General features: G+C 60.3%; 14 protein-coding genes and 1 pseudogene. 9 read left to right on the top strand and 6 right to left on the bottom strand.

Features of this window, described 5'->3' with window-relative positions:
- Positions 1-15: 15 nt before the first annotated feature.
- Positions 16-1,035, top strand: coding sequence for a 2-dehydropantoate 2-reductase (locus tag MKZ91_RS12040; RefSeq protein WP_336171109.1), 1,020 nt, complete (start codon positions 16-18; stop codon positions 1,033-1,035).
- 220 nt (positions 1,036-1,255) lie between these two features.
- Positions 1,256-2,167, top strand: a complete 912-nt coding sequence (locus tag MKZ91_RS12035; protein ID WP_336171108.1) for an NAD-dependent epimerase/dehydratase family protein — start codon at positions 1,256-1,258, stop codon at positions 2,165-2,167.
- Positions 2,168-2,216: 49 nt separating this feature from the next.
- On the opposite strand, the gene MKZ91_RS12030 is transcribed toward MKZ91_RS12035, so the two are convergent.
- Positions 2,217-2,516, bottom strand: a complete 300-nt coding sequence (locus MKZ91_RS12030; protein ID WP_336171107.1) for a hypothetical protein — start codon at positions 2,514-2,516, stop codon at positions 2,217-2,219.
- A 770-nt stretch (positions 2,517-3,286) separates the two neighbouring features.
- Between MKZ91_RS12030 and MKZ91_RS12025 the strand changes: the two genes are divergently transcribed.
- The 4 genes from MKZ91_RS12025 to MKZ91_RS12010 all read left to right on the top strand — a co-directional run bounded on the left by MKZ91_RS12025 (position 3,287) and on the right by MKZ91_RS12010 (position 7,474).
- Positions 3,287-4,081 carry a glycosyltransferase family 2 protein gene (locus tag MKZ91_RS12025; protein WP_336171106.1) on the top strand — a complete coding sequence of 265 codons (795 nt, stop codon included), beginning with the start codon at positions 3,287-3,289 and terminating at the stop codon, positions 4,079-4,081.
- Positions 4,082-4,089: 8 nt separating this feature from the next.
- Positions 4,090-6,258 carry a glycosyltransferase gene (locus tag MKZ91_RS12020; RefSeq protein WP_336171105.1) on the top strand — a complete coding sequence of 723 codons (2,169 nt, stop codon included), beginning with the start codon at positions 4,090-4,092 and terminating at the stop codon, positions 6,256-6,258.
- 2 nt (positions 6,259-6,260) lie between these two features.
- Positions 6,261-7,064 carry a polysaccharide deacetylase family protein gene (locus MKZ91_RS12015; protein ID WP_336171104.1) on the top strand — a complete coding sequence of 268 codons (804 nt, stop codon included), beginning with the start codon at positions 6,261-6,263 and terminating at the stop codon, positions 7,062-7,064.
- A 221-nt stretch (positions 7,065-7,285) separates the two neighbouring features.
- The gene (locus MKZ91_RS12010) at positions 7,286-7,474 is read left to right on the top strand and encodes a hypothetical protein (protein ID WP_336171103.1); all 189 of its coding nucleotides are present in this window, start codon (positions 7,286-7,288) and stop codon (positions 7,472-7,474) included.
- Positions 7,475-7,745: 271 nt separating this feature from the next.
- On the opposite strand, the gene MKZ91_RS12005 is transcribed toward MKZ91_RS12010, so the two are convergent.
- Positions 7,746-8,015: a hypothetical protein gene (locus MKZ91_RS12005; protein ID WP_336171102.1), complete on the bottom strand. Its 270-nt coding sequence runs from the start codon at positions 8,013-8,015 to the stop codon at positions 7,746-7,748.
- A 480-nt stretch (positions 8,016-8,495) separates the two neighbouring features.
- Between MKZ91_RS12005 and MKZ91_RS12000 the strand changes: the two genes are divergently transcribed.
- Positions 8,496-9,506, top strand: coding sequence for a PAS domain S-box protein (locus MKZ91_RS12000; RefSeq protein WP_336171101.1), 1,011 nt, complete (start codon positions 8,496-8,498; stop codon positions 9,504-9,506).
- 105 nt (positions 9,507-9,611) lie between these two features.
- Here MKZ91_RS12000 and MKZ91_RS11995 read toward each other — a convergent pair whose 3' ends face one another.
- Positions 9,612-10,022, bottom strand: coding sequence for a tautomerase family protein (locus MKZ91_RS11995; protein ID WP_336171100.1), 411 nt, complete (start codon positions 10,020-10,022; stop codon positions 9,612-9,614).
- 111 nt (positions 10,023-10,133) lie between these two features.
- Here MKZ91_RS11995 and MKZ91_RS11990 point away from each other — a divergent pair, with 111 nt between their 5' ends.
- The gene (locus tag MKZ91_RS11990) at positions 10,134-10,997 is read left to right on the top strand and encodes a LysR substrate-binding domain-containing protein (RefSeq protein WP_336171099.1); all 864 of its coding nucleotides are present in this window, start codon (positions 10,134-10,136) and stop codon (positions 10,995-10,997) included.
- 15 nt (positions 10,998-11,012) lie between these two features.
- Here the strand turns inward: MKZ91_RS11990 and MKZ91_RS11985 are convergent, their stop codons facing one another.
- The 3 genes and pseudogenes from MKZ91_RS11985 to MKZ91_RS11975 form a co-directional block, all read right to left on the bottom strand.
- Positions 11,013-11,762 (bottom strand): SDR family oxidoreductase, encoded by a 750-nt coding sequence (locus MKZ91_RS11985; RefSeq protein WP_336171098.1) that lies wholly within the window; start codon positions 11,760-11,762, stop codon positions 11,013-11,015.
- A gap of 199 nt (positions 11,763-11,961) precedes the next feature.
- A complete protein-coding gene (locus tag MKZ91_RS11980; RefSeq protein ID WP_336171097.1) occupies positions 11,962-12,741 on the bottom strand; it encodes an ABC transporter substrate-binding protein in 780 nt (259 codons plus the stop codon).
- A 129-nt stretch (positions 12,742-12,870) separates the two neighbouring features.
- Positions 12,871-12,999 (bottom strand): annotated as a pseudogene (locus tag MKZ91_RS11975) (VOC family protein); the annotation flags it as partial.
- 962 nt (positions 13,000-13,961) lie between these two features.
- Here MKZ91_RS11975 and MKZ91_RS11970 point away from each other — a divergent pair.
- Positions 13,962-14,456 (top strand): YciE/YciF ferroxidase family protein, encoded by a 495-nt coding sequence (locus MKZ91_RS11970; protein WP_336171248.1) that lies wholly within the window; start codon positions 13,962-13,964, stop codon positions 14,454-14,456.
- Positions 14,457-15,016: the final 560 nt, after the last annotated feature.

The following is a 15,016-nucleotide window of genomic DNA, read 5'->3' as shown; positions in this document are numbered from 1 at the left end:
GCGGGCGCGGATGTCATGAGGATCGGGGTATTTGGAGCCGGCGCCATCGGTGGCTTTGTCGGCGGGTGCCTCTTGTCGGGCGGTGCCGAGGTGACCTTCGTGGGAAGGGCCACGCGCGGCGCCCCGTGGCAGCGCGACGGATTGCGTTTGACCGACCTCGATGGCCGCGATGATCACATCCCGCCTGAACGGATTGAGTATTCCCAAACGGTTTCTAGTCTGGCGGATTGCGACCTGATCCTGTTGACGGTCAAGTCAGGGCAGACGGCCGAGGCTGCCCAAGCGCTTTCCTCGGTGCTGCGCGCGGGCACGCCCGTTCTCAGCCTCCAGAACGGTATCCGGAACGGCGCCACCCTGCAGGAGTTACTGCCGTCGGCAAATATCCTGAGGGGGATGGTCCCCTTCAATGTGACATCGCCCGGACCCGCCCATCTGCATCGCGCGACGGAAGGGATTATCGCTGTCGAGGACGACCCGGTGTTGGTCGCGGCCCAGCGATTGTTCAAGGCTGCGGGATTGGGGCTCGACCTCTCGAGCGATATCGAAGCGGTGCAATGGGCAAAACTGCTCATGAATCTCAACAACGCGGTCAATGCGCTTTCCGGACTGCCCTTGCGCGAACAGCTTGCGACGAGGGATTTCCGTCTATGCCTGGCCCTGGCCCAGCGCGAGGCGCTCGCTCTCCTGGCCGCAGAGGGGCGCATTCGACCGGCACGGCTCACCCCGCTTCCGACACGCTGGTTGCCGCCTGTGCTTGGTCTGCCGGATATCCTGTTTAAGGTCATCGCTGCCAACATGCTGAAGATTGACGCCACTGCGCGCTCCTCGATGGCGGATGACCTTGATGCCGGACGGGTCACCGAAGTCGATTGGATCAATGGCGAAGTGGTCGCTCTTGCCGCAAGGCTTGGCCGAAAGGCCCCCGTGAACAAACGGCTTTGCACGTTGATCAAAGGGGCAGCCGTCTCGAAGGCTAGGGCCTGGGCGCCAGTTGCGCTGCTCGCAGACCTCAAGCAGGCCGCCGACGACGCATAGGAGTGGCGCTCCTGAACGGACACCAGCGGGCAAGAATCCGGCAGGCTGCCGAGCCTTGACGGCACGGGCACGAAAATGGAGGATTGGTGCGGGGGCGACGGCACATTCTTGTCGCAAGGCGCGATCAGCTTTCATTCCGGGACGGTACTGCAGCCCGTTGCCCGTCGCCGATTTGTTCTGATGCCATTCATCGAAGTCACCTAGCAACAGGGAGAGCGACTTGAAGAGGATCCTGGTTACCGGTGGAGCAGGTTTCATCGGCGCGCATGTCGCGAAGCGGTTGTTGCAGCTCGGCCATGACGTCGTCGTTCTCGACGATTTGAGCTCCGGCAAGCTCGGCAACATTCCTGGCACCGCCACCTTCATCGAAGGGTCCATACTCGATCGGGATGCCGTTCGCAGAGCGCTGTCCGATGTCGACGCCTGTATTCACCTGGCGGCAGTCGCCTCCGTGGAACGCTGCAATCGGCAACTGACGTCTTCCCATCAGATCAACATAACCGGCTTCCTGATGATCGTTGAGGCGCTCGCTAGCTCCGGGCGAGCGCTCCCGCTTGTTTATGCCTCGTCAGCCGCCGTTTACGGGGCAAGCCAGGATCTGCCGCTATCGGAGAGCGGCCGCTGTGTCCCGCTGTCGCCCTATGGCGCCGACAAACTCTCCTGTGAACTGCATGCGCGCGCCGCCTTCGAGGTCTATGGCCTCTCCACCACCGGACTTCGCTTCTTTAATGTGTTCGGGCCGGGACAGGACCCATCCTCGCCCTATTCCGGTGTGATCACCAAATTCGCCCAGCGTCTGAAAAACAACGAGAACATCACGATCTATGGTGACGGCGAGCAGACCCGCGACTTTGTCTATGTCGACGATGTGGTCGAGGCTTTGATCCGTGCGGTGAGCGGCAACAGGGAGGGCGCCACGGTCGTCAACGTCTGTAGCGGCGTCGAGACGACGATCAATGACCTGGCGAAAATCATGATCGAGGAGGCCAACTCCAGTTGCAGCATCGAACACGTTGATGGCCTGCTCGGGGAAGTGAGGCGATCTAAGGGATCCGCACAGGCACTTCACTCGATACTCGGCTATCAGTGCCAGACCGACCTGCGCACCGGCCTCAGACGGTTTCTTGGCTGAGGTCGATAGACTGACGCGCGATCATTCTCGGTCACGGGCTGCGTGTCTTCTAGCGTTTGCCCTTGTTCGGCGTAATCAATGTGCCGACGATGAGGGGGCCATTGACGGGCTGACGCTGGCTGGCGGCTTCCGCCAAAACCACGTCGATCTCGTCCTTGAGCAAGCGTGACCTTGCGATGAGCGCAGCCTCGGTTTCCACCAACGCGGCGTCCGGTGCAGGCGATTGTTCAATGGCGCGGCGAGCTTCACCAAGTTCCGCAGTGAGAGTATCCCACTCTGCCATCAAGTCCGCCCAACGCTTCACTGGGTCCGTAGACGGCGCCTTTGCGATCTGTTCTTCCGGCTGCATCGGCCTCGCTTGCCCTTGAAGTCATCGTGACCTGATCGAGCCAGGCCTTGGCGGGGAGAATACGCGATTCCCTCGCCGCATGCTATCAATCTCGCAACTTCAGGGATGATCGCGCGGCGCTCCTCTCTTCGAAATTGTGTGATTTCAAAAGGTTAGCCCATTATCCGGGACTGTGAAACGGCAGGACTATTGTCGCGCACGGCGGACAATTGTTCTGCTCATTTCTGGTTCGGCGCTATTTAAGGCTTTGCGCAAGGGTCGTTTGAGGGCACACTTATATAATGGTACTTTGCAGGCTTCCCGGCGTCGTGAGCGCTTGCTGCCTTGCGTTGTGGCAAAACATTTTTAATTAAGATGCTGCTCATATATAGAGCGCAGGCGACCGTTATAAAAGAGGACGATTGCGCGAATTTCCAATAAAAAATGACGGATGGCAAGATAGATCCGATAGAAAATCGACGGATTCTTAAGAATTTATTACCGAGGATTTTACGGGGTCTCCCGAATTGTGTGAATTATACGTCAAGCTATACATGTCATAAAATCGTCATTAGGAGAATAACTTCCGCTGACTCAGCATAAATATGCGATTATTCTCTAAGATGATGATTTTCAAGGAAAAGACGCGGTAGTTTACAAAGTTAGAATATTGTAATAAAACTGAATATGTACAAGTAATACAGGCTTTTCTCTTCCAAGGTCAGAAACATGACCGGGGCCGGAAGTTTTTTTGTTTTCATTTTTTATAAGGCTGGAGGAATTTGAGTAAGATGGGTGAACAATTTCAGAATCCATTAAGAGCTGCGCTCCGCCCGGCCGCCATGGGCCGAGCAATTTCCGTTCCGCGTGTTAGTGTTATCGTGCCGACGGTGAACGAGGCCAAGAACCTGCCACACGTCCTGCCGCGCATTCCTGCCTGGGTCGACGAAGTCGTCCTCGTCGATGGAAATTCATCCGATGGGACGGTTGCGATCGCACGAGAGCTCATGCCGGATATTGTCGTCATCGAACAGCCCCGTCTCGGGAAAGGGGCTGCGCTGGCCGTCGGATTTGCGGCGGCACGTGGCGATATCCTCGTGACCCTCGATGCCGACGGCTCGGCCGACCCTGCTGAAATGGCCGGATTTGTCGGCGCACTGCTTGCGGGCGCAGATTTCGTGAAGGGCTCGCGCTTCCTGCAAGGCGGCGATACGCATGACATGGAATGGTATCGACGCCTCGGGAACTGGGGACTGCTGCAACTGGTTCGCCTTCGTTTCGGCGGCCGCTACAGCGACCTTTGCTACGGCTACAACGCCTTCTGGCGCGATGTGCTGCCGCATCTGAGGGTCGAGTCCGCCACGGGCTTCGAGATCGAGACGCAGATGAACGTCCGTGCCCTTCAGGCCGGCCTGACCATCGCCGAACTGCCAAGCCGCGAGTATGCTCGCATCCACGGTGTCAGCAATCTTCGCACTTTCCCCGATGGATGGCGCGTGCTCAAGACAATCACGCGTCTTGGCATGAGTTGGCGCGGTGGTCCTGCACCTGCGATCGTGAGGAACCGACCCCAGCGGATGGGTTGAGGCCCGTCATGTCTTCGATTGCGGTTGTTATCTGCGCTTATTCCGATGAGCGCCGCCAGCAGCTTGGTGCGGCTATCGGATCCGTCCTGAACCAGACGCGGCGCCCCGATCGGGTCGTCGTCGTCATCGATCACAACGAGGGCCTGCTGCGCGCAATTCAGGCTTCCTTTCCAGGAGCCGATGTGATTGCCAATGACGCGGCACAGGGCCTGTCCGGCGCGCGCAATACAGGCGTGCGCGCCGCAAAATCGGCGGATGTCATCGCCTTTCTGGATGATGACGCCGTTGCCGAGCCCGACTGGCTTGCGCGGTTGGCGAGCCACTATGCCGATCCAAGGGTCATCGGGGTTGGCGGCAAGGTGCTGCCGCTCTGGCAGGGTGGGCGTCCACGGTGGTTCCCGGAAGAATTCCAATGGGTCGTCGGCTGCAGCTATCGGGGCATGCCTGAGACGCTGGGTCCGGTCCGCAATCCGATTGGCTGCAACATGTCCTTCAGGCGGTCTGTCTTCGACGCCGTGGGCGGTTTTCGCGAAGGTATGGGCCGTAGTGGCCAGGACGCAGCCGGCTGCGAAGAGACAGAATGGTGCATCCGCGCGCGCCAGCGCTATCCGGATTCGATAATCCTCTATGATCCGGAGGCAATGGTGCACCATCAGGTGACACCCGAGCGGACGCGGTGGGACTATTTCCGCCGGCGCTGCCGCGCGGAAGGTCGCTCCAAGAATGCCGTGGTCAAGGCCATCGGCGCGACCAACAAGCTGGGATCCGAGCGGGCCTATGTGGCCCGGACGCTGCCGGTAGGCGTCGCCCGCGGCCTGCTCGACATGGTAATCCGGATGGATGTTGGTGGCCCGATGCGCGCAGGCGCGATTGTCGCCGGTCTCGCCTACACCGTGACAAGCTATGTCGCGGCGAAGTTCTCCAGGAGCCCGCCTGCATTCCGCCCCATCAAGATCGTCAGTCTCGATCAGGCAAAGCCGGTTCCGCCCATCGACCTCACCCGGCCGGGCGACGTTTCCTATGGCAGCCTGTTCTGCCTCGTGCGCTCCGGGGTGCGGCCACTCGCGATCGTCGAACTCGAACATGCCGGACCGGTGGTCGACCCGGCGGATTTGCTCGCCAAGATCGCATCTCTCCGGTCGTTGCCGCCGGTGACGGCGGTTCGGGAAGGCCCGAAGGAGACGGTCGCGGTGGTGATCGCCACGCGCGATCGAGCCGACAGTCTGAACCGCTGCCTGACTTCGCTTTTCGATCAGACACGTGTGCCGGATGAGGTCGTCGTCGTCGACAATGCGCCGGCCACGACCGAGACGGCCGAGCTGATTTCGACGCAGTATCGCGGCCGTGTCAAATACGCGTTTGAGCCAACGCCTGGCCTGGGCCGGGCCCACAACACGGGCCTGCGTCATGTCTCGAGCGATATCGTCCTCTTCACCGATGACGACGTCGTGCTCGATCGGCATTGGGTCGCTGCGATGGCAGCGCCGATGGAGGAGGACAGCGCGGTCGGCTGTGTCACCGGCCTGATCCTGCCGGCAGAACTGGAAACACGGGCGCAGGTCTGGACGGAGCGACATGGCGGTTTCGGCAAGGGGCTGCAGCGCCGGGTCTACGATCTCAACGCCAATCGGCCAAAGAGCGTGCTCTTTCCCTTCACGGCCGGCCAGTTCGGCTCCGGGGCCAACATGGCGTTTCGCGCCAGCGCCCTGCGGCGGGTCGGCGGTTTCGACTCGGCATTGGGTGCGGGAACACTGGCGCGCGGCGGCGACGATCTTGCCGCATTCTTTGCGATTGTTGCCGGTGGCTACCGGCTGGTCTATCAGCCCGAGGGCATCATCTGGCACTATCACCGTCGTGGCGAAGAGGGCATGCGCCGCCAAGCCTATTGTTATGGCATGGGCCTTGGCGCCTATCTGACGAAAATTGTTGTCGACGAGCCACGCCGGGCCTTGCAACTCGCCGCGGCGTTTCCCGCCGGCATTTTGCACATGGCCGGGCCAACATCCGAGAAGACCGCGCGGCTTCCTTCCGATTATCCGCGCCGGCTCATCTGGATGGAGCGCCTGGGCATCCTTGCGGGCGTGCCGGGTTACTTGCGCAGTCTGGCCAAACGCCGGCGCGATGACCGGCCGCAAGGCGGTCTTGCTGCAAGGCGTCATGCCGAGGGAGAGGTCTGACCATGCAATCGATCCCCATTCTGGTCTATCATAGCGTCGGCGCGGATTGCGCTCCAGACTACAGGCGCTGGTTGGTCACGCAGAGGGAACTGGACGCGCATCTCCAGATACTCTCCGAGCGCGGTTACCGCTCGATCACGGCTGGCGATCTGGCTTTCCTGCGCCGCAGCGGGCAGCGGGTACCACCACGCACATGCGTCATCACCTTCGACGATGGCCTTCGTGACTTCGCCGATGGCGCCATGCCGGTGCTGGCCGCTCGCGGTGTGAGCCCGACCCTTTATGTCGTCTCCGGCCTTGTCGGGGCGACTGCCCGGTGGCTAGCCGATCTTGGCGAGGGCGATCGGCCGATGCTCGACTGGGCCGCATTGCGCGACCTGCAGCAGGCGGGCGTGGACATCGGTGCGCATTCGGTCAGTCACCCAGAGCTCGACACACTGTCGTGGGCGAACGCGACACATGAGCTTGGCGACAGCAAGAAGAGGCTGGAAGACGGTCTGGGTCGTGCGGTCACGACCTTTGCCTATCCGCACGGTTATGCGTCCCGCACGACCCGCCGGATCGCCGAGGATGCCGGATATCTGGCAGCCTGCCGCGTACGCCATGCACTCAGTGACGAAACAGAGAACCTCTTTGCGCTCTCGCGGATCGTGATCACCAGCGAGGTGACACCGGAGATGCTCGTGGACCTGATCGAGGGGCCGCAATTGCCCGTCGCACCGCCGGCCGACCGGTTGATCGCCACCGGGTGGCGAGCCGCGCGACGCATGCGGGCGCTGCACCGCTCGGTTTTTGGCAGGCACTGAGCGGCAGGCCGGTTCGGTGGCGGATTGAGTGCCGGTATCGCAAATGGACTGTCTTTGGCCGTCGATGATGATCGTCGCCGGGGATTGCGGTTGATTTGCTCCGGGCGATTGGGTCTCCCGAAAGGATGGAACCGGACCCGACCCCCGACGTTATCAGAAACCAACATTTTTTGGGCATGCGGCTCTTGGGACTTAACGCTTACGGCAAGGGGAGGTGCAGAATGAAACACACGGATATTCGATCGGTCGATAGCGCCCGCACCAAGCACGTCTGGGACGTTGCGGATTATTGCCGGCGAAGCGGCGTTCACAAGGCCGAAGAGCAGCGTCTGATCAAAGTGCTCGGCAAGTATGCCACGAGCCACGAACTTCAGATCAACATCGTGCGCGCGCAAACGCGCGTGCGCTGAAGGCGGACGAATGAGGGCCGCGGTATGCGACGATACCGCGACGAACCGTTTCCGATCTCGCCCAATACCGGCCTGGTTGCCACACATCATCGGCAGATAGAGCCTAGCGTGCGCGCAGCACGCGGCACCCGACCACATGCCGCCTGTTTCCTTCGACCGTCACCGATCAAACGACGGAACATGCAATCATTCAAAGTGCCGCAAAAAGCGTTGCGCGCCTGGTAAGACGCGCGGCGCTTTAGGACGTTCTGGTCCGGTTTATCGACGGTTGTTAGTTAAGCACACGCATCGGTGCGCCGCGCCGCGGGAAGGATGTCCCCTCCGAACGCGAACGCTCCAGCATCATTGCATTTTCAAACAAGGTGCCCTCGTCGCAAATGCCGCCGCGAAGCTGATCGGACAGGTAGCGAACCAATCGTCCTGCACGCAGGCTGTTCGGTGGTATGTTCTGCCACAGGCAGACCCTGTCGAAGGTCCGCTGAAGCATTTCGAGCTCGGTTGAATTCCACTGCCCATTGGGATCATTGACTGCCCACTGCATTGAAAACTCCCTGGCGGCCGCGATGCTCGGCCCATCGTCCAGTTGACCCTGTCAGTTTCGCGCAAGACGTCGCTGAAGCCAGCTTCGGCCTTGCGGACTTCGTCGGATGGTCCGGGCTCTCTCGCCCGGCCGTCCTTGCAGTCGTTTCCGGTGGTCGGCGCTTGGGCCAAGGACCGGGCCACGCAATCTATACCTCTTCTTCAGATTAGGCCAGTGGTGCCCGCCATTGAGCGTGATCTGGGCCTGATGACGGCGGAACGTGGCTGCTGATTGGGTTCCTTTGTTTTGTGCGGGATTGGCGCGCAACCTTCTGCGTCGGCCCGATGGTTTTACGCCCGGCTATGCCCAGGGACGGAACATTTTCCGTCGTCGGGACGTAGTAGCTTGTCAGGCAGAAACAAATCTCTGTGGGGTGACCTGGCCGGAGCAAGCAGACCAATGCCGTCACGCAAGTACGACACGGAGGCGATCGCCGAGGATGTGCTGCGGGCCCACCTGGCCGCGATCGTTGAATCCTCGTTTGATGCCATCGTCAGCAAGAGCCTGGATGGGACGGTGCGCAGTTGGAACGGGGCGGCGGAGCGCCTCTTCGGTTACACCGCCGAGGATATGGTGGGGCAGTCGATTTTCACCATCATCCCGCCGCACCTGCATGAAGAAGAGGTGAGGTTGCTTGCCCGGCTCAGCCAAGGTGAACGCATCGAACCCTTCGAGACCGTGCGGCAACACAAGGACGGAAGCTATGTCACGATTTCGCTGACGATCTCGCCCATCCGAAACGCTGCGGGCAAGATTGTTGGCGCTTCCAAGGTCGCCCGCGACATTACTCCGGCCAAGGAGAAGGAACGGCGAATTCGCCTGCTACTGCGCGAAGTCAATCACCGGGTCCGAAACCAGTATGCCATCATCCTCGCGATGATCCGGCAGAGCCGCAGCGAATCCTTGACCGCGGCGACGTTTCAAAAGCGCATAGAGGAGCGCATCTGGGCGCTTGCGGCCTCCCATGACCTGATTGCGTCTGCCGATTGGCGGGGCGCTGACCTCGGTGGCCTGATCGAAACGCAGATGGCCCCCTTTCATCCCGGCGATATCTGCCAGATTGCAGGTCCCACGCTGGCCCTTGCGCCGGTGGCGATCGAGAATCTTGGCATGGCAATCCACGAACTGGCGCTGAATTCCTTGCGGAACGGTGTTTTGAAGGGTGGCGCGGGAGCGATTTCAGTTCGGTGGGCGCTCGTCGAACAGGCGTCGACGGGTGGCTTCTCGATCATCTGGGAAGAGCGGGCGCTCGACGGGGGCAGAGGTCCACGGTTTCCACGCTCCGGCTTTGGCGCCGTCGTGCTGGGGCGAACGGTGGCGCAGGCTTTGGGGGCGACCGTGGAGATCGCGCGCGGCAACGGGATGCTGCGCTGGAAGTTGACAGGCCCCGCCGACCGTTTCCTCGAGCCGCGTCAGAACGAAGTGGCGATGCACGCTTTCGATGACGTTTGATCGCCTCGTGCTTCTCAGTGCGCGTGCAACTTGCAAGCCGCCCCGGCGTGGGGCGGCGCCATAGAGACGCTTTGTGCCGGTGCTGACGGAGGAAGGCGAGCTCCCTTAGACGCTGGGCTCGAGTTTGCCGCTGATGTAGCGGAACTCCTGTGTCTTGCCCCCATAGCCATAGGCTGCTGCGGGAACTTCGTGAACGAGGATGTAGCTTTCCGAGTGCAGTCTGCCGAGAAGCTGTTCGAAGCGGCCATAGATGGCTTCCAGGTAGGCGGCCATTTCCGGCTTGGTGTTGGTCCCGTCGACGACCTTGATGTCGAGCCAGAAGCTGTTCAGGTCCTGCTCTGCCAAAGACTTGCCGCCGGCGAACCAATGGGCAGGATCGACATAGGTGACGACAATGGCGGTGATCGTCGGATCCTTGCGCAGGTGCTGGGCTGTCAGTTCACTGACTGCAGCGGCAACCCGGGCGGAAAAGGTTGCGTCGGCTTTGCCGCTGACCGTGACGTTGATGATAGGCATGTGAACGCTCCTTTTGGGTGTTTTTGTCTTCCTGTTGAGGTCAATCTGCCACATCAAAAGGTGCTGTAAAATCGAATTGTTTGATATTAATAATTCGATTACATTGAATATATGGAAGCTTTCGATCCAGATCTCCTGCGCACCTTTCTCGCTTTTGCCGAAGGCGGATCGCTTGCGCATGCGGCTGTAACGGTCGGTCGCACGCCTTCGGCGGTGACGGCGCAGATGCAGCGTCTCGAGGCGATCATTGGCGAACCGCTTCTCGCGCCATCGGGAAGAGGGCGGGTTCTGACACCGGCCGGAGAGGAACTGGTCGTCCATGCGCGGCGTATTCTCGAGGTCAACCGAGACGCCTGGCTGAGCCTGAAAGGTGCGAAGGCCGATGGCCGTCTGGCGCTTGGCTGCACCCAGGACTTTGCCGACAGCAATTTGCCAGACCTCTTGCGCCTGTTTGCACGCACCCATCCGCGCGTGCGGCTGGACTTGAGGGTTGGGCGGTCTCGGGAGTTGACCACGGGCTACGATCAGGGGGCAATCGATGTGCTGATTGTGATGCGGGAGGGAACGCCGCCGGATGAGGTTGCCGTGCTGAGCGAGCCGATGCTCTGGTTGGCAGCTGCCGACACGCCGGCCGCGGTCGATGGTGAACTGCCGATCGCAGTGCTCGATCCACCCTGTGGCTTTCGTTCGGCGGCAACTGCAGCCCTCGACCACACGGGACGCGCCTACCGCATCGCCGCGACGAGCCCCAGTCTTTCGGGCTTGCGGGCAGCGGTCCGCAGCGGCATTGCCGTGACAGCGCGGACCGCTCGGTTCATGGGGCAGGGCGTAGTGCTTGCGCCGCAGGCGCTCGCGCTGCCAGCGCTGCCGAATGCTGAGTTCAGCCTGCGCCTCAGGCCCGCGGCGGACAAGGCGGCCGTAAGCCTGGCGGACCTTCTCGCCTTGGGTTTGCCGGCCAGGGCAGACTGGCTCTGAGATTTCTTTATGCGATTACATCTGCACGGTCATGCCACCGTCGACGGTGAGCGTAATACCGTTGACGAAACTGGCAGCCGGCGAGGCCAGAAACACGGCGGCCGGTGCGATTTCCTCCGGCCTGCCCCAACGCTTCAAGGGGATCCGCACATCAACGAACGCCTGGAGAGCAGGATCAGCTGCAAGTGCAGCATTCGTTTCGGTCGCAAACCAGCCGGGTGCAATGGCGTTGACAGTCATTGTGTCAGATCCGAGTTCGACCGCCAGCGAGCGCGTGAGGGCGTCAAGGCCGCCTTTGGCCGCCGTATAGGCCGGATCGCCGGCGCGGGCAGCAAAGGCGGCGATAGACGTCACAAAGATCAGTCGCCCGGAGGATGAGCGTCGGAGATGGGGAAGGGCTGCTTTGACCATCCCATAGGCGGCATTGAGATCGGTGTGGACAAGCGCGGCAAAGGCCACAGGGTCCATGTCATCGGTGCCGCGGCGGTCGCGTTCCCCGACCGCGTGGATCAGGATATCGAGTTGCTCGGTCTGCTCGACGACGGATGCGACGATCTGCTCGGCTTCGGTGGAAACGTCGCCCGGGGCAATACGGAGCGCGCTGCCAGTATCGCTGCTTTGCGCGCGGACTGCCTCGAGCGCCTGGCGATTGCGACCGTTGATCACGACCGCGGCGCCGGCGTTGGCAAGCGCTTTCGCCATTTCAAGGCCGAGCCCACGACCGCCGCCGGTAACCAAGGCCGTCTTTCCGCTGAGATCGAACATTTGCCTACCGATGCCTCGCTGTTTTCTTGCCGATACCGCCTCAAAATCTGACTAGAGGATCTAGCGCGTGCCTCTTCGCCCGCCAACTGCGAATGTTGTGAGGCTCACGGACGGTCACCATGCAAGAAAGCGACCGCGCGCTCGGGCGCGGCCGATGCTAGCACGTCAAAACGTTGATCCAGCTCGACGCGCGGGCGTCTCACTTCATCGTGTAGACGTCGATCGTGAAGTACTTGTCGTTGATCTTCTTGTAGGTGCCGTCGGCGCGGATTTCTTCGAGCGCCTTGTTCAATTTCTCACGCAGATCGTTGTCCTCCTGGCGCACCGCGATGCCGACGCCTTCGCCGACGAACTTCTTGTCGGTGATCGGCTCGCCGATCAGTTCGCAGCAGCCTTTGCCATCCGCGTTCTTCGTCACCCAGTCAAGCAGCGGCAGCATGTCTCCAACCTGGAGGTCGAGGCGGCCATTGACCATGTCGAGGTTTGCCTCGTCCTGGGTCGGATAAAGCTTGATCTCGGCGTCGGGATAGGTGGCAGTGATGTAGTCGGCCTGCGTTGTGCCGGACTGTGCACCGATCACCTTGCCCTTGAGCGCTTCATTGGTGAACACCGTTATCCCTGCGCCCTTCGGTGCGGCATGGGTCATGGCGGCCAGATAGTAGGGATTGGTGAAGGCGACCTGCTTCTTGCGCTCTTCGGTGATGAACATCGAGGCGATGATCAGGTCGTATTTCTTGGCAAGCAGACCGGGAATAATGCCGTCCCAATCCTGAGCGACCACTTCGCATTCGACTTTCATGCGTTCGCAAAGCGCAAGACCGATATCGACGTCGAAGCCTGCGATTTTTCCGGAAGGGTCCATGAAGTTGAAGGGCGGATAGGCGCCTTCAGTGCCGATCTTGATCTTGTCAGCGGCGTGTGCTGCCGAAGCGGTTGATGCCAGGATGGCAAGCATAGCTGCTGCAATCTGTCTCTTCATTTGCGTTCCCCTTGTTGTGCATCATTCTTGATGCTTCCAGGGAAGACTAAGTCGCGCGAGCCTATAAGCGAAATAGATAGGCGCGATAATCGCTATTGTTCTGATTGATTGCGGTGAGGCAGCCGGCCGTCACTTGTAGCGGCCGTAACGTTGCAAGACCTCGATCTTGTAGCCGTCGGGATCGATGAGGAAAAAGAAGCGGGCAATGAGGGCGCCATTGCGCTCCCGTGCGCTCTGCAAACGTCCGGCAGGCTGCCCACCTTGCACTGCTTCGCGAACCGAGTCCCGAATGACGCTGCTGAGCTAAACGGGGTAGAGGTGATCAGAAACGCTAGATCTCCGGGCGGCGTTTCTTCGACCGGTTCCCAGTTGCTTGAAGACTGGAGGTCGGCCGCCTTGAGTGCTGCTCTTGCCGTCATTCTTCTCCTCCTTGAGCCGGGCGGGGACCGGTGATAAGCCTTTGCGACGAGATGGGTTCAGCGCGACCCAACGGCGCGAGTGTCGCAGAAATCCCTCACCGCTTCTGGAATCGCTGTGCCTAACCACGGAGTGGGCATCTTCCACCTTGAGGTAGCCGATGACGGCGTCACAATGAGCGACACAGGCGGCGGGCCTGCAGGGAGGTTGGACAGGTTCATATGTCCGCCTCCCCATTCCTCTCTGGGGACCGCGTGCTCGCAAAACCACGACCTTTGAGCGTGGCCCTAGATTTCGGATATCCGACCGGGATCTCCGATTTCGACGTGGAAAGCATTCGCGACGCCGAGGCTATGGCCGGCTGCAGCGCGAGCGCGACGCCCGAAAGAAGCAGCATAGGAGGAGTTTCCGGAAGACATGAGGGTCCGGATCGTGCCGGAACACCGCATGGGCGGCGGCATGCTGACAACGTTCCTCGACGTCACCCGCGCAACACGGTCAAAGCGGTGGTCGAGATGCTTTGTGGGCTCGTTCATGTCGATCTACCGCCTGATCTAATCGAGAAAATTGCTTAGAATCATTGCATCGTTTGGTGATATCCAGGTCGTCCTGAACGCATACCTCGATTAGAGGGAGTACTCGCTGGGCGCTGGGGGGCTTAAACCGTCTCCCCCGATAGCAAAAATACTACCCATTTTTGAGTGGTGTGCCCGATTGATAGGCCGGTATTTCGTTGCCAACTGGAACGAATCTGCCGTTGGGCGCTTTCTCCTCTGCATTCATACGCAAATGGAGAAATCTTTATGAAATCGCTGTCTGATATTTTCGAGCACACACTGCAGGATGTCTATTTCGCAGAGAACGCCCTCACCAAGGCGCTTCCAAAGGTGGCCAACGCTGCGAAAAACGCTGACCTGAAAAAGGCGGCCGAGGATCATCTGTCGGAAACCAAAGAGCAGATCAAGAAGTTGGACCAGGTATTCAAGTCGATCGGAAAGACGGCATCTGGCGAAAAGTGCGACGCCATCGAGGGCCTGATCAAAGAGGCCGATGGGCTGATGAAAGAAGCTCAAGGAACGGCGCTTGACGCCGGTCTTCTGGCCGCTTGCCAGGCTGTCGAGCATTACGAGATCGCTCGTTATGGCTCGCTTCGTGAATGGGCAAAAGACCTTGGTCACTATGAGGCACACAAGCTTTTGAGCGAAATCCTCGACCAGGAAAAGGCGACCAACAACAAGCTCACCAACTTAGCCGTCACCACGATCAACAAGACTTCTACGCGTGCAAAGGCGGCATAGCTACAAAAAGGGCGGTATCTGCCGCCCATTTTTTGTTTTCGGTGACCATCCGAGGACCGCCGTCTTTGCCTAGGGTGGTCGCCCTCAACTGGATGCATAGCCTGACGATGTTAGTAAGGCTAAGGATTAGAAGCGGCGTCAAGCGTCGCGCCAGTAGGCAACTGCTCTTGCCGACCGTACCCAGTGCCTGGCCAATGGCGACCTTTGCCTCTCGCCGGAGAGGTGAATGAATCCGACAGCCAGTTCGGGAGACGAGGAGAACCCGCTGCAGCCCTGAACCATCAGGAGCCATGGTCACCCAAGGGTGACGCCGCCAAGGTCCAGCTGTCAGCCGGGAGGGAAGCCGGGCAACTCCAACAAGTTGGTTGCAATTCGTTCGTGGCTATTCCGAGTTAACCCGGATTAGAAGAACTCCATATGTCCTGTGGATGTTCTGGACGTGTTCCCGATAACCTTTGAAGGTCTTCTGTAACGGGCCTTCCCGAGTCAATCCCTTTTGAGCTTAATCCCCTCGCCGAGTGCTTGCTTCTGTCCGCAGTTGGAGCTTTGCCGCTGCTCTA

It is taken from the genome of Ensifer sp. MJa1 (assembly GCF_037026475.1).
GTDB lineage: Bacteria > Pseudomonadota > Alphaproteobacteria > Rhizobiales > Rhizobiaceae > Ensifer.
Note: the sequence above shows the minus strand (reverse complement) of the source record. Positions and strands in the feature narration are given on the sequence as shown.

Excerpts from the sequence above, each read along its gene's own strand:
- MKZ91_RS12025 (WP_336171106.1), top strand. The coding sequence starts at position 3,287 with ATGGGTGAACAATTTCAGAATCCATTAAGAGCTGCGCTCCGCCCGGCC.
- MKZ91_RS11980 (WP_336171097.1), bottom strand. The coding sequence starts at position 12,741 with ATGAAGAGACAGATTGCAGCAGCTATGCTTGCCATCCTGGCATCAACC.
- MKZ91_RS11990 (WP_336171099.1), top strand. The coding sequence starts at position 10,134 with ATGGAAGCTTTCGATCCAGATCTCCTGCGCACCTTTCTCGCTTTTGCC.
- MKZ91_RS12020 (WP_336171105.1), top strand. The coding sequence starts at position 4,090 with ATGTCTTCGATTGCGGTTGTTATCTGCGCTTATTCCGATGAGCGCCGC.
- MKZ91_RS11995 (WP_336171100.1), bottom strand. The coding sequence starts at position 10,022 with ATGCCTATCATCAACGTCACGGTCAGCGGCAAAGCCGACGCAACCTTT.
- MKZ91_RS12015 (WP_336171104.1), top strand. The coding sequence starts at position 6,261 with ATGCAATCGATCCCCATTCTGGTCTATCATAGCGTCGGCGCGGATTGC.
- MKZ91_RS12040 (WP_336171109.1), top strand. The coding sequence starts at position 16 with ATGAGGATCGGGGTATTTGGAGCCGGCGCCATCGGTGGCTTTGTCGGC.
- MKZ91_RS12005 (WP_336171102.1), bottom strand. The coding sequence starts at position 8,015 with ATGCAGTGGGCAGTCAATGATCCCAATGGGCAGTGGAATTCAACCGAG.
- MKZ91_RS11985 (WP_336171098.1), bottom strand. The coding sequence starts at position 11,762 with ATGTTCGATCTCAGCGGAAAGACGGCCTTGGTTACCGGCGGCGGTCGT.
- MKZ91_RS12030 (WP_336171107.1), bottom strand. The coding sequence starts at position 2,516 with ATGCAGCCGGAAGAACAGATCGCAAAGGCGCCGTCTACGGACCCAGTG.
- MKZ91_RS12010 (WP_336171103.1), top strand. The coding sequence starts at position 7,286 with ATGAAACACACGGATATTCGATCGGTCGATAGCGCCCGCACCAAGCAC.
- MKZ91_RS11970 (WP_336171248.1), top strand. The coding sequence starts at position 13,962 with ATGAAATCGCTGTCTGATATTTTCGAGCACACACTGCAGGATGTCTAT.